Source organism: Nocardiopsis sp. NPDC055824 (assembly GCF_053616335.1).
Window position 1 is genome coordinate 34,119 of sequence record NZ_JBSHDN010000028.1, and the last position, 12,147, is coordinate 46,265.

13 protein-coding genes and 1 pseudogene are annotated in these 12,147 nt (G+C 71.6%); 7 read left to right on the forward strand and 7 right to left on the reverse strand.

Annotated features, from left to right (window positions below):
- Window positions 1-22: 22 nt before the first annotated feature.
- From ACWGL3_RS09145 to ACWGL3_RS09160, 4 genes are read right to left on the reverse strand one after another with little or no spacing between them, the layout of a single operon-like run.
- Window positions 23-598 (reverse strand): GTP-binding protein, encoded by a 576-nt coding sequence (locus ACWGL3_RS09145; protein ID WP_267950376.1) that lies wholly within the window; start codon window positions 596-598, stop codon window positions 23-25.
- 55 nt (window positions 599-653) lie between these two features.
- Entirely contained in the window at window positions 654-1,034 is a 381-nt protein-coding gene (locus ACWGL3_RS09150) for a DUF742 domain-containing protein (RefSeq protein ID WP_267949930.1), read from the reverse strand.
- A 57-nt stretch (window positions 1,035-1,091) separates the two neighbouring features.
- Window positions 1,092-1,556, reverse strand: coding sequence for a roadblock/LC7 domain-containing protein (locus ACWGL3_RS09155; RefSeq protein ID WP_452461125.1), 465 nt, complete (start codon window positions 1,554-1,556; stop codon window positions 1,092-1,094).
- The gene (locus ACWGL3_RS09160; protein ID WP_452461126.1) at window positions 1,556-3,874 is read right to left on the reverse strand and encodes a sensor histidine kinase; all 2,319 of its coding nucleotides are present in this window, start codon (window positions 3,872-3,874) and stop codon (window positions 1,556-1,558) included. The genes ACWGL3_RS09155 and ACWGL3_RS09160 overlap by 1 nt, the downstream gene beginning before the upstream one ends.
- Before the next feature lie 488 nt (window positions 3,875-4,362).
- Here ACWGL3_RS09160 and ACWGL3_RS09165 point away from each other — a divergent pair, with 488 nt between their 5' ends.
- The 3 genes from ACWGL3_RS09165 (at window position 4,363) to ACWGL3_RS09175 (ending at window position 5,575) form a co-directional block, all read left to right on the forward strand.
- Window positions 4,363-4,647 (forward strand): 4a-hydroxytetrahydrobiopterin dehydratase, encoded by a 285-nt coding sequence (locus tag ACWGL3_RS09165; RefSeq protein ID WP_267949933.1) that lies wholly within the window; start codon window positions 4,363-4,365, stop codon window positions 4,645-4,647.
- Window positions 4,648-4,718: 71 nt separating this feature from the next.
- A complete protein-coding gene (locus ACWGL3_RS09170) occupies window positions 4,719-5,051 on the forward strand; it encodes a VOC family protein (protein WP_452461127.1) in 333 nt (110 codons plus the stop codon).
- Between the two features lie 23 nt (window positions 5,052-5,074).
- Window positions 5,075-5,575 (forward strand): NUDIX domain-containing protein, encoded by a 501-nt coding sequence (locus tag ACWGL3_RS09175; protein WP_267949935.1) that lies wholly within the window; start codon window positions 5,075-5,077, stop codon window positions 5,573-5,575.
- Window positions 5,576-5,610: 35 nt separating this feature from the next.
- Here the strand turns inward: ACWGL3_RS09175 and ACWGL3_RS09180 are convergent, their stop codons facing one another.
- The gene (locus tag ACWGL3_RS09180) at window positions 5,611-6,018 is read right to left on the reverse strand and encodes a hypothetical protein (protein WP_452461128.1); all 408 of its coding nucleotides are present in this window, start codon (window positions 6,016-6,018) and stop codon (window positions 5,611-5,613) included.
- Between the two features lie 176 nt (window positions 6,019-6,194).
- On the opposite strand from ACWGL3_RS09180, the pseudogene ACWGL3_RS09185 reads away from it, so the two are divergent.
- The 3 genes and pseudogenes from ACWGL3_RS09185 to ACWGL3_RS09195 form a co-directional block, all read left to right on the forward strand.
- Window positions 6,195-6,377 (forward strand): annotated as a pseudogene (locus ACWGL3_RS09185) (hypothetical protein); the annotation flags it as partial.
- A gap of 137 nt (window positions 6,378-6,514) precedes the next feature.
- Window positions 6,515-7,429: an SDR family oxidoreductase gene (locus ACWGL3_RS09190; RefSeq protein WP_452461129.1), complete on the forward strand. Its 915-nt coding sequence runs from the start codon at window positions 6,515-6,517 to the stop codon at window positions 7,427-7,429.
- Window positions 7,430-8,017 (forward strand): TetR/AcrR family transcriptional regulator, encoded by a 588-nt coding sequence (locus tag ACWGL3_RS09195; RefSeq protein WP_267949938.1) that lies wholly within the window; start codon window positions 7,430-7,432, stop codon window positions 8,015-8,017. It begins immediately after the preceding gene.
- A gap of 126 nt (window positions 8,018-8,143) precedes the next feature.
- Here ACWGL3_RS09195 and ACWGL3_RS09200 read toward each other — a convergent pair whose 3' ends face one another.
- On the reverse strand, window positions 8,144-9,187 hold the full coding sequence (locus tag ACWGL3_RS09200) for a tyrosine-type recombinase/integrase (RefSeq protein WP_452461130.1): 1,044 nt from the start codon (window positions 9,185-9,187) through the stop codon (window positions 8,144-8,146).
- A gap of 179 nt (window positions 9,188-9,366) precedes the next feature.
- The gene (locus ACWGL3_RS09205) at window positions 9,367-10,989 is read right to left on the reverse strand and encodes an AMP-binding protein (RefSeq protein ID WP_452461131.1); all 1,623 of its coding nucleotides are present in this window, start codon (window positions 10,987-10,989) and stop codon (window positions 9,367-9,369) included.
- Between the two features lie 119 nt (window positions 10,990-11,108).
- On the opposite strand from ACWGL3_RS09205, the gene ACWGL3_RS09210 reads away from it, so the two are divergent.
- Window positions 11,109-12,134 carry an acyltransferase domain-containing protein gene (locus tag ACWGL3_RS09210; protein ID WP_267949941.1) on the forward strand — a complete coding sequence of 342 codons (1,026 nt, stop codon included), beginning with the start codon at window positions 11,109-11,111 and terminating at the stop codon, window positions 12,132-12,134.
- Window positions 12,135-12,147: the final 13 nt, after the last annotated feature.

A 12,147-nucleotide genomic window follows, 5' to 3' on the forward strand; every position in this document is an offset into this window, starting at 1 on the left:
GCCCGATCAGGGCCGGCCCCCTTCAGGCCCCCGACAGCTCCAACCGCAGCACCAGCGACACCAGCTCCACCACCACCTCCTTGACCGACTCCCGGTCCCGCGCGTCGCACAGCAGCAACGGCACACGCTCCTCCAGGTCCAACGCCACCCGCACGTCGTCGGCCCGGTGTGTGCGGTGCCCGTCGAAGCAGTTCACCGCCACCACGAACGGCACCCCGCGCGACTCGAAGAAGTCGATCGCGTCGAAGGAGTCCGCCAGCCGGCGCGTGTCGGCCAGCACCACCGCACCCAGAGCGCCCTCGACCAGCTCCTCCCACATGAACGAGAACCGGCGCTGCCCGGGGGTACCGAACAGGTACACCACCGTCGACTCGTCCAAGGTGATGCGTCCGAAGTCGAGCGCCACCGTCGTCGTGGTCTTGCCCTCCACGCCCTCCAGGTCGTCCACCCCCACGCTCTCGGAGGTCATGACCTCCTCGGTGTGCAGCGCCTCCACCTCGCTCAACGCCGACACCAAGGTGGTCTTGCCGGCCCCGAAACCCCCGGCCACCACGATCTTCAGGGTGTCGGGGACAGGCCCTGCCCCCTCGGCCTCCATCACGACCAACGCCCCATCCACCCCATCCGGCCTCTCAGGCCCATCCGTTCCACCCTCACAACTCCCGGATACGGTCCAGTACCGCGCGCAGCGTCGCCGCGTCGGGCCTGTTCCGCTCCCAGTCCGAGGTATGCACCATCACGTACCCCTGGTCCAACAGGTCGGCCAGCAGGATCCTGGTCACGCCCAGGGGAAAACCCGACCGCGAGGCCACCTCCGCCACCGAGAGCGGACGCGCGCACAGCGACAGGATCAGCTCCAGCTCCGGGTCCACCTCCGGCGGCGCTCCCGACGGGACCGCCACCACCTGCGACGTCATGGAGAAGTCCGAGCGCGAGGGCCGTGTCCGCCCACCCGTCAGCGAGTAGGGCCGGATCAGGCTCGACTCGAACGACCATTCCCGGGGGAACTCCTCGCCAGGCGGCACCGCGCTCACTCCCACTCCTCCTCGACGGCACGGGCCGTGCGCCGTCGCGGCGCACCGGCCCCCGCCTCACGACCTCCCGTGCCCGCGGCGGGGCAGCGCCGACAGGTGCGGCCCCACCTGGCGCACGAGGCGGTTCACCTCGAACGCGGCCTGGCCCATGTCGCACGTGGACTCGGCCACCACGGCCAACGAGGCGCCCCGGCCCGCGGCCAGCACGAAGAAGAAGACGTTGTCCATCTCCACGACGGTCTGACGCACCTCCGAGGCCCCCAGTTGCGAACGCGCCCCCCGGGCCAGGCTGGCGAACCCCGACGCGATCGCCGCGAGCCTCTCCCCCTCCTCCCGGACCAGCCCCGGGGAGGAGGACAGCAGGAGGCCGTCCGCGGACAGCAGCAGGGCGTCGCGCGCACCGGCCACCCTGTCCACCAGGTCGCCCAGCAGCCAGTCCAGGGTCCTGGCCGGGGGCTCCCCGCCCACCTCTTCTCCACCGGTGACCCGGTCTCCCGCCGTAGTGCCCGCCGACATCGACATCACCCTTCCGACCTCTCACCGGGGCGCGCACCGCGCGCGCCACCCTCACCCAGTTCCTCGGACTCCGCGCGCCCGCGCAGGGTCCCGGACTGGAAGGCACTCATCATGGACCGGATGTCCGACAGCGAACGCTGCCCGCCCGTGTCCTGCGCCGCCGCGGGCGCCTCCTGGGGGGGCGCCACGTGCTTGCGCCGGCGCCGTGGCAGCCCCATGTAGGTGTCCTCCGCCCCGTCCCCGGCGCCGTCGGCGGCCCCCTCGCCGGCCGGGGTGCCCCGGTCCTGCGGCTCGGAGGGGGCGGGGGCCGCCGCGACCTCGGTGAGCACCACGCCGGGCTCCGCGGCCGGGTCGGCCGTTCCGGCGCCGGGGACGGGTCGCCGGTGCGGCCCGGTGGCCTGCAGCGGCGAGGGGCCGTCCCCGGGCGCGGCCAGGGCCCGGCGGGGGATGGACACCACGGCCCGGGTCCCCCCGTGGGGGGAGTCCCGCAGCGTCACCTCGAAGTCGTGCCGGGCCGCGATCGTGGCGACCACGAACAGGCCCAGGTGCGAGTCCTCGCGCATGCGGGCCAGGTCGAACCGGGGCGGGTCGGCCAGCAGCACGTTCGCCGAGTCCAGCTGGGCGTCGGTCATGCCCAGTCCGCGGTCCTCCACCTCCAGGACGTGGCGGCCGAGGTCGTCCTCGCGGCCCCGGACCGTCACCTCCGTCCCCGGGGGGGAGAAGGAGGTCGCGTTCTCCAGCAGTTCGGCGAGCAGCCGGACGGTGTCGGTCCCCACGTCGCCGCGCAGCGCGACCGCGGGCAGGGCCAGGATGCGCACCCGCGCGTAGTCCTCGATCTCGCTGGCGGCGGCTCGCACCGCCTCGTACAGCCGTACCGGGCCCAGTCCACGGCGCACGGGGGTGTCCCCGCTCAGCAGCATGAGGTTCTCGGCGTTGCGCCGCAGCTGGGTGCTGAAGTGGTCGATGCGGAACAGCGCCTCCAGCACCTCGGGGTCGGTCTCGCCCCGTTCCAGGGTGTCCAGCAGCCCCAGCTGGCGGTGGACGAGCGACTGCGTGCGGCGTGCGATGTTGCGGAACATGGCGCGCACCCCGGCGCGGACCTGGGCCTCCTCCACGGCGGCGGCGACCGCGGCCCGCTGGGCGTCGTTGAACGCCTCGGCCATCCGGCCGATCTCGTCGCGCACCCGCACGCGCAGTTTGGGGACCTCGGCGTCCACGTCCACGCTGCCGCCCGCGCGCAGGCGGGCGGTCACCTCGGGCAGGCGCACCTGCGCGTGTTCCAGGGTGAGGACCCGCAGGTGCTGGAGCCGGCGTCCCAGGCGCTGGGTGCCGCCCACGGCCACCGCGGAGGAGGCCAGCGCCGCCACGAGGGCGGGCACGCTGATGAGCAGGGCGCTGTTGCGCAGTTCGGCGGACTGGGTGTGGCTGAAGGCGACGACCTGCTCGGTCCGGGCCTCCTCCACACCGCGCATGCGCAGGTCCACGGCCTCGGCGGCGCCGCGCCAGGCGGTGGCGTTGACCGGGACGGTGTTCTCGCCCCGGATGGGCATGCTGATGATGCTCTCCTGGAGCTGGTAGACGCTCTGCAGGGCGGAGTAGGACTCCAGGAGGAGGTAGTGCTGACTGTCCTGGTCGTTGAGTTCGGCGCCCACCCGGCCCCAGGTGTAGCGCTGGGCCCCGGCGGCGGCGGCGAACTCGGCGTGGGCCTCGGCGGGGAAGGCGTTGGTGGCGACCGCGTGGGCCAGGACGGCGTCCTGCTGGTTGAGGAGTTCGCGGGTGCGGGCCAGGGAGGTCAGGGAGCGCAGGTGGGGGACCTGGGCGGAGTCGGCGCGCTCGACCTGGGCGTCCCACACGCGCAGCCCGCTCTCGATGATCTCGGTGTAGGCGGTGGCGGCCTCCTCCAGGGTGCGTTCGCCGGGGGAGAGGGCGTCGACCCTCTGGCGGTGGGCCTCGAGCCGGTTGAGGGAGCGCTGGAAGTTCAGGGCCTGTTCGGGCAGGTCGTCCTCGTCGAACGCGCGCAGGCGCAGGCGGAGGGCTTCGACGGCCTCGGTGGTCTCCTGCCGGGTGGTCCGCAGGCGGTGGGCGGTGCGCTCGGTGCCGTTGGCGGAGTCCATGGTGGCGCGCCGTTCGCGCTGGAGTTCGCCGATGACCGTGATGACGGGGGTGGCGACCTGCTCGGTGAGGGCGGCGGTGGTGCGCAGTTCGCGGATGTCGGTGACCAGGACGGCGGTGAAGGCAGCCCACAGGAGCAGCAGCGCGGTGCTGGGGATCAGGACCAGCGTGATCATGCGGGCGCGAAGCGACCGGCGCTTCTCGTGGGGCATGGGCTCGCTTCCGGGGGAGAGGCGGGCGTGGCTGGGAAGCGTCCGCCGGGGTGGGGGAGGGCCGGGGTTTCCCAGAGTGAACCGCTCCGCGGGGGATTACGCAAGCCTGAAAGGGCTGAAAAGGCTGATGAGAGGGTGTGTGAGAGCATCTTCGCAGGTCAGGGCGTGGGCCTCAGCTTGATAACGCGAAACGGGCAAAAAATCTACGTCGTAAAGATGGACACTTCTCTCAAAAATCAGACAAACAGAACAAAGGGGCGGCTTCGCCGCACTGAATACCAGAAATCACTTCCGTAGCGAGAGCTCTGTGTGAACAGGGGCTCTCCGAGGGGTACGTAGCCTCCTGCGAACACATCCGCGTGCACCCGGGGCGACCGGGTGTTCACCCAACGGCGCCGGAAACGGTACGCGGGACGGTCGGTCCCGGCCGTCCCGCGTACCGGGCGCAGCAGACCGTCCGCCGTGCGCGGGCAGGGGAGAGGATCCGCATGAAGCTCACCGAGGACCAGGTCCGTGACGGCCTGACCAGGCTCACCGGCTGGGAGCTGGACCCCGACGCACCCGTCATCCGCCGGACGGTGCGCCTGCCCGGCTTCCCGGCGGCCGTCTCCCTGGTCAACGAGATCGCCCAGGCCGCCGAGCAGGTGGACCACCACCCCGACATCGACATCCGCTACGACACGCTGCACCTGGCGCTGAGCACCCACTCCGAGGGCGCTCTCACCGACAAGGACATGGCCCTGGCCGCGCGCATCGACGAGCTCGTGCCCTGAGCGCCTCCCGGCGCCGCGGTGGTGCGGGGCCGCTCCTGGTGGCGGGGGAGGGGAGTCCCTAGGATCTCGGCATGGCCCTTGACCTGTACGCGGGAATCCCCGTCACCGACCACCAGGCCGCCCCGGCGTGGTACCAGCGCCTGTTCGGCTCGCCGCCCGTGTACGGGGACGGTGAGACGGAGGCGGTGCGGGAGTCGGCCGGGCACCGGGGCGTGTTCGTGGAGGTCTGTCCCGAACGTGCGGGCCGTGCGATGAGCACAATGTTCGTCGACGACTCGGAGGCCGGGGTCGCCGGGTGCGGCATCGCGCCGGCGGGGCGCGGGGCCTGCCCGGGCGGGGTGCGCGAGGCGGTGTTCCGGGGTCCGGAGGGCGCCGGGTTCCCGTTCGGCGGGGCTGCGCTGTGAGTGCTTCCGAGGCGTTCTCGCGTGTGAAGATCCGTGTCGGGGCGCTGGTGTTCTGCGGTGAGGAGGTCGCGCTGATCCGCAGGGACCGGCCCGGTTCCGTGCACTACACGCCTCCGGGCGGGAACGTCGAGCCCGGTGAGGACCTGCTGGTCGCGCTGTGGCGCGAGCTGGGCGAGGAGCTGTGGCTCGGGGAGGGGCAGGCGGGGGCGCCGGAGCTGTTGTGGGTGGTGGATCAGCGGGTGACGCGTCCGGGGCCCACGCCCTCTCCGCGCAAGCTGCACCTGTTGTACCGGTTGCATGTGAGTGAGGCGGTGCGGGAGGTGTTGGCGGTGGAGGAGTACGACGAGCAGCGGGACGGCGGTTTCGAGGTGGGTGTGGTGGAGTGGGTGGATTTTCGTGCGGTCGGTGCGCTGCCGTTGTTCCCGCCGGTGGGTGCGGCGTTGGCGGCGTTGTCGTCTCCGCGTGCGGTGGTGGCCGACGCGGGGTGGGGTGCTGTGACCGATGACGACTATGTGTGGGTGTGATGCCGTGTAGCCAGGGGTCGTGCCGGTGCTCCTCCTCAGGACGAGTTCGCGTCGTATGACCACAGGAGCGCTACGTCCGGTTTCATGCGTAGCCATAGCGTCGCCGCCGGGGCGTCGTCGGGAAAGTCGACGCGGAGGAACTCGCGGCCACCTGTTCGTTCCACCCCGACCGTTCGCACGCCGACGAGGTTCAGGTCGAACAGTCCGGTGCCGTCGCTCTCGGCGCGTAGCCGCAGGCGGACAACCTCGTATCCCGGTTCGATGTCCATCGCGATCTCATAGCCGGACCGAGTGGTCTTGAAGGTCACCGACGTGTACGGCCACAGCTCGCGCCAGCCGTACTCGTACCCGGTCGCCTTCTCGTCCTCGGCATACCGATGGATCGGCTCGTCCTCGAAGAGCCAGATCAAGTCGTCGTAGTCGGGCATCGGCTCCATCACCATGTGCAGATGATGGCATTCGGCTCCTTCGGCCGGTCCGCTGCGGGGCCTCTCGTCCGCCGGCGCGACCCCTGGGGGGCGGGGTCGGCGGGTGGCTGTTCTCGGTGGCGCGGGGCGGGTGGGGGTGAACCAAGTAGGCCCGAGAGGGGCAATGCCACCCCTGAGCCCGTCGTGAACCACTGGAGGCCTTCTGCGGCGAGGTCGGCCTGCCCGCCACCGCGGCGGGGTTCGTGGAGCACCTGCGCAACCGGCACCTGGACGCCTCCCGGGCCCTGGAGGTGGGCTATGCCGGCAACGCCGACCTGGTCATCGACGACGGGGTGCCCCGGTTGAAGAAGCGTCCCGACCCCGCTCCATCTCGACCACCCTTTCCGAGCGGTCGCACCTCTTGCAGGTCGAGGTGGACCATGACGGCGCGTCCGCACTGTGCACACGGGAAGATCTCACCCTGAGCGTTCCGAATGGCAATATAAACGTTCGTTTGGTTATAATCGTCCACATGAGTATCACGCCTCCCCTCAGTGGTCGGGTCGCCCTCGTCGCCGGCGCCACTCGCGGCTGTGGCCGCGCGATCGCTGTCGAGCTCGGAGCGCTCGGAGCCACCGTCTACGGCAGCGGCCGCAGTACTCGCGACGGGCGCTCGGAGATGGACCGGCCGGAGACGATCGAAGAGACCGCGGAACTAGTCGACGCCGCCGGTGGGACCGGGATCCCCGTCCGCTGCGACCATTCCCAGAGTGCCGATGTCGCGGCGTTGATGGACCGGATCCGCGCCGAGCACGGCCGCTTGGACGTGCTCGTCAACGACGTCTGGGGCGGCGACCCGTACACGCGCTGGGTCAAGGGTGTGTGGGAACATCCGCTTGAGGACACGCTGCGGATCGTGCGCAACGGGATCGAGACGCATCTGATCACCGCGCACTACGCGCTGCCGCTGCTGATCGAGACCGGAGACGGGCTGGTCGTGGAGGTCGGCGACGGCAAGGCCGGCGTCCCGTTCCGTGGCGTCGTCGCTTATGACCACGTCAAGGAGGCGGTCGTGCGGCTCGGCTTCTCGCTGGCGGCCGAGTTGCGCCCGTACGGTGCGACCGCGCTGTCGGTGACCCCCGGCTTCCTGCGCTCTGAGGCCATGCTCGAACACTTCGGCGTCACCGAGGCCACCTGGCGCGACGCTGCCGATGCCCACAGCGGCTACTTCCGCTACTCAGAGACCCCCCACCTGCTCGGTCGTGGGATCGCGGCCCTCGCCGCCGACCCCGACCGGGCCCGCTTCGCCGGGCAATGCCTCGGCTCGTGGGAGCTCATGCACACCTACGGCTTCTCCGACGTCGACGGAGAGTACCCGGACTGGGGTGTAGTCGACGCGGAGGCGCGTTTGGCCGACGCCGAGGCCGCGCAACCCTCCGTCGAATAGATGCCACGTCCGCGCACTGTCTCCGACGAGGACGTCCTGGACGGCGTTCTCGCGCTCGCCCACCGTGTCGGCCCAGCCAAGCTCACACTCGCCGCGGCGGCTCGCGAGGTCGGCCTCGCTCCCGCCACGCTGGTCCAGCGTTATGGCACCAAGCGTAAGCTGCTGCTCGCCGCAGACCGCCGCGGCGTGGAGCGGTGGGTTCTCCCGGTTGAGAAGGCCGAACACCCTTCGCCGCTGGACCGGGTCGTCGAGGGCCTGGTCGGCGCGGTGGACCCGGACATGACCCCGGAGGGGGTTGCGAACTCGGTGGCGATGCTCCAGCTGGACCTCGTCGAACCCGACTTCCACGCGGAGACCCTGCGTGGCGCGCGCCGGCTACGCGCGGCACTCGAGCGCCACCTGCAGGCAGCGGTAACCGAGGGTGAGCTCTGTGACAGCACCGACGTCATTGCCCTGGCCAAGCTTCTCGAGACGGCCTATCACGGCGCGTTGATCGGCTGGGCACTGCACCGCGAGGGATCCCTCGCAGCATGGATGCGCGAGCAGCTCGAAGCGGTCCTCAAGGCCAGCCGCGTTCCGTCGCCTTGAAGACCGCATCTGCGCGGAGGTGCAACCGAACAGCGCCGGCCATCGCATCCGGGCGGCGCCCAGGGGCCTCGCCGGGCGGTTGCCCCTTTCGGCCTTACCCGGTGTGCCCCCGGGTGGGGGCGGGGGTCAGAGTCCGACTTTGCGGATGGGGTTGTCGCGCCAGGCGTCGGCGGGGCGGATGTAGGTGTCGACGGCGGTGGAGGCTTCGGACCATCGGCCCTGGCGGGCGATCCAGGCGCGGGGGGCGCCGGCGGCGGCTGCGGCGGTGGCGGGTCCGGAGCGTAGGGAGTGGGCGGTGACGTTCTCGATGCCGGCCTTGTCCGCGAGGCGTTTGACCACGAGGTTGATCCCGGCTCCGGACATGCGGCCTGTTCCGCGTCCGGCCGAATCGGCGGTTCCGGCCGCTCGTCCGTGGCGGTCGATCGAGCGCAGCAGCGGTCCTTCGGTGACCCCGGCGTCGGCCAGGGCTGCGAGGTAGGCGGTGGTGGTGCGTACCGGGCAGGTGAGCAGGTGTGTGCCGTAGGGGATGGCGACCGTGGTGCCGGCGGAGTCCTTGTCGGTCTTGGAGGTGGCCACGAACACTTCGAGGCCTTCGGGGACCTGGCGCAGGTCGGTGGTGTTCAGGGCGGCGAGTTCGGAGCGGCGGGCCATCATGGCGTAGCCGAGGAGGAGGAGTGTGCGGTCGCGCAGGCCTGTCAGGCCTTCTTGGGCGGCGTCGAGCATCTGTCGGAGTTCTTCGACGGAGAGTGCCGGCGCCTGTTTGCGGCGGCCTCCGGCTGCGGCCCATTCGCGGCGGTAGGAGCGCAGGACGAGGCGGGCGGCCTTGGTGGAGACGGCGTGTCCGGCGGCGGCGTGGCGGGAGGCGATGGCGCCCAGGGCCCGGTCGACGGTGGTGGGGGCGGCTGCGGTGGTGGCGAGGTGGTCGGTGTAGGAGGCGAGGGTTTCGGCGGTGGCGGGGAGGGGGGTGCGGGAGGTGTGTGAGCACCAGGTGGTGAAGGTGTGCCAGTCGCGGGCGTAGCCGGTGCGGGTGGAGGCGGCCCATCCGTCGGCCACGCGTGCGGCTGCGGATGCGGTCAGTGCGGTGTCGGGGAGGGCGGGTGTGTGGTGGTTGTGGAGGGCGATTGCCTGGGTCGGGTCGTCGGTGGGGTGGGGGGGCGGCTGGGCTGTCACGGGGGCTCCGGGGGTGGGGTGGACGCCTGTTTTTTGAGTTTCGATAAGTCAAGTTATCAAAAGTGAGGGTTGGTGGGTGTCTGGGGTGGTTTGGGGGGGGGGGTCTGTGTGGGTTCGCGGTGGTTCTCGGGGGCGTGCACGCCGGGCGGCCCGGCCCTGTGCCGGACCGCCCGGCGGGGTCATCGCAGGCGTGAGCGGCGCATCTTGCCGGAGGCGGTGCGGGGGAGTTCGTCGACGAAGTCGACGACCTGGGGTGCGGCGTGGGTGGCGAAGCGGGTGCGTACCCATTCCTTGAGGTCGTCGGCCAGGCGCGGGGTGGCGGTGTGCCCGGGGGCGGGCACGATGCGGGCGCCGATGAGCTGTCCGGCGATCTCGTCGGGGATGGAGTAGACGCCGCACTCCTCGACGGCGGGGTGGTCGTTGAGGACGGCCTCGACCTCGGTGGGGCCGATGCGGTAGCCGTGGGTGCGGATGGCGCCGTCGTCGCGGGTGGAGAAGAAGATCTGGCCGTCGCGGTCCTGGATGCCGGTGTCGCCGGTGAGGTAGTGGGCGTGGTCGGGGGTGAAGCGGACCTGGGAGGCGGCCTCGTTGTCGAGGTAGCCCTCGAACCAGGCGAGGGGGCTGTTGGCGAGGTCGATGGCGATGCGGCCGTAGGTGCCAAGGGGGGCGGGGTCGTCGGAGACGGCTTCGAGGACCTGGATGTTCCAGCCGGGCAGGGCGGGGCCGATGGCGCCGGGGACGAGGGGGGTGGCGGGGGCGGGGGTGTCGCCGTTGGGGACGCCGATGCACCAGCCGAGTTCGGTCTGGCCGTAGTGGTCGCGTACGGGGACGCCGAAGACGTCGGCGACCCAGTCGATGACGTCGGGGGCCAGGGGTTCGCCGGCGCTGGTGAGGCGTTGGACCATGACTTCGGGGGGCAGGGTCTTGGTGGCGGCGCGCAGGGTGCGGTAGGTGGTGGGGTCGGCGGCGAGGTTGGTGACGCCGTACAGGCCCAGGACGTCGAGGGTGAGTTCGGGGTCGAAGAATCCCGCGCGCAGGGCGAGGGAGCCGTGTCCGGCCAGGAGGGGGGAGATGAGGCCGTGGTAGAGGCCGTAGGCGGAGCCGGGGTCGGCGGTGTTCCAGTAGACGTCGTCGTCGCGGACGCCGAGGCCGTAGTGGTGGTAGGCGTGCATGGCGGTCAGGGCGCGGGCGGGGACGGGGACGCCGCGGGGCGGGCCGACGTTGGCGGAGACGTAGAGGATGGCGAGGGTGCCGTGGCCGCCGATGGGGGTGTCGGTGACGGTGGGGGTGGTGGTGTGTTGGGTGAGGGTGGTGAGGGTGTGGTCGCCGGGGCGTAGGGGGTGGGTGCCGGTGGTGGCGATGTCCCAGGTGGGGCTGGTGTGGGGGGTGGGGTCGAGTTTGGTGCGGTATTCGTCGTCGCAGACGACCAGGCGTGCGCGGGAGTTGGTGAGGCGTTCGTTGATGGCGGAGGGGGCGAAGGAGGAGAGGAGGGGGACCAGGACGGCGCCCAGGCGCCAGACGGCGAGGGCGGTGACGGTGAGGTCGGTGCCTTTGGGCAGGAGGGTGGCGACGCGGTCGCCGGTGGTGATGCCGAGGTCGGCGAGTCCGGTGGCCAGGGCGCGGGAGCGGTGGGCGAGTTCGCCGTAGGTGAGGGTGGTGGCGGTGAGGGTGGGGCCGATTTCTGTGGTGGCGACGGTGTGGGGGTCGTGGCGGTCGCAGAGGAGGTGGGCCACCGATGTGGTGGGTGTGTCGTAGGTGGCGAGCCAGTCGCGTACGTGGTGCGCCGGGTCGGGCACGGGCATCGGTGGTCTTCCTCGGTTTCGGTGGGTTTGTTGGTATCGCCGGGTTACGTCAACCCTATGCCCACCTGTGAGCCTGGCCTCACTCGCGCCGGGTGTGGCGGTTCGGCCATGATGTGGGGATGGACAGTGGTGCTGTTGCGGAGCGTTTCGGGCTGGGTGCTGGTGAGCGTGCGTGGTTGGAGGAGGCTGCGCTGTTGCCGGAGCCGGTGAGGGCGCTGGTGGTGCCCTCGGGGGCGCAGGCGGCGCGGGTGTTGGACCTGTTCGCCCTGGAGGCGGTGGACCGGGCCGAGGTGGAGGGGTTGTGGCCGGGGTCGGGCGGGCCGTGGGGGGTGTGGCCGCCGGAGCTGTGGTACGTGGTGGAGTGCATGTACCGGCGGTTGTGCGCCGATGCGGAGCTGGCGGCGGGGCAGTGGCGGGACTGGCCCTCGCTGGTGGGTGTGGAGGATCCGCGGGTGCGGGTGGCGTCGCTGTGGGCGTTCGCGGCGATGGTGGGGGCGCAGTTCGCCTCGCACGGTGCGCGGGGTGTGGAGCGGTCGGTGACGGCGGCCACGCTCGCGGACGTGGGTGTGCAGATGGGGCGTTCGCGGCGGATGTTCGGCCGGCTGTCGCTGGAGACGGCGTCGTGGGTGGCGGCGCAGTTCCGGGGCCGCCTGTTCTGGGTGGGCGGGTTGCAGTTCGAGCCGGCCCTGTTGGGGAACCAGGGCGGGGTGGAGTGGTATGCGCCCGAGGAGGCGCGGGGGCTGGGTCCGGGGATGGGTGTGGGTGATCCGGTGCTGCGGTTGCACATTCCCACGGGCGGGTTGGACCCGGTGGCGGTGCAGGAGGCGCTGGGGCGGGCGCGGGGGTTCGCCCGGGAGTGTTTGGGGATCGATCCGGTGGTGGCCACGTGTACGTCGTGGTTGCTGGATCCGCAGTGGGGCTCGGTGTTGGGGGAGGGGTCCAACATCGTGGGGTTCCAGCGGCGGTTCACGCTGGTGGGTGCGGGTGTGCCGGGGGAGTCGGACGTGTTCCGGTTCGTGTTCGGCATGGCGCGGGTGGATGTGGGGGGTGCGCCGAGGCGGACGCGGTTGGAGCGCGCGGTGGTGGAGCGGTTGGAGTCGGGGGGCTCCTGGCAGGTGCGCACGGGGTGGTTGCGGTTGCCGTAGGAGGCGCTCGGCC

Bases quoted from the DNA above. Each gene is read 5' to 3' on its own strand.
- ACWGL3_RS09160 (WP_452461126.1), bottom strand. From the start codon at position 3,874: ATGCCCCACGAGAAGCGCCGGTCGCTTCGCGCCCGCATGATCACGCTG.
- ACWGL3_RS09195 (WP_267949938.1), top strand. From the start codon at position 7,430: ATGCCACGTCCGCGCACTGTCTCCGACGAGGACGTCCTGGACGGCGTT.
- ACWGL3_RS09210 (WP_267949941.1), top strand. From the start codon at position 11,109: ATGGACAGTGGTGCTGTTGCGGAGCGTTTCGGGCTGGGTGCTGGTGAG.
- ACWGL3_RS09155 (WP_452461125.1), bottom strand. From the start codon at position 1,556: ATGTCGATGTCGGCGGGCACTACGGCGGGAGACCGGGTCACCGGTGGA.
- ACWGL3_RS09170 (WP_452461127.1), top strand. From the start codon at position 4,719: ATGGCCCTTGACCTGTACGCGGGAATCCCCGTCACCGACCACCAGGCC.
- ACWGL3_RS09165 (WP_267949933.1), top strand. From the start codon at position 4,363: ATGAAGCTCACCGAGGACCAGGTCCGTGACGGCCTGACCAGGCTCACC.
- ACWGL3_RS09180 (WP_452461128.1), bottom strand. From the start codon at position 6,018: ATGGTGATGGAGCCGATGCCCGACTACGACGACTTGATCTGGCTCTTC.
- ACWGL3_RS09205 (WP_452461131.1), bottom strand. From the start codon at position 10,989: ATGCCCGTGCCCGACCCGGCGCACCACGTACGCGACTGGCTCGCCACC.
- ACWGL3_RS09145 (WP_267950376.1), bottom strand. From the start codon at position 598: ATGGAGGCCGAGGGGGCAGGGCCTGTCCCCGACACCCTGAAGATCGTG.
- ACWGL3_RS09190 (WP_452461129.1), top strand. From the start codon at position 6,515: ATGAGTATCACGCCTCCCCTCAGTGGTCGGGTCGCCCTCGTCGCCGGC.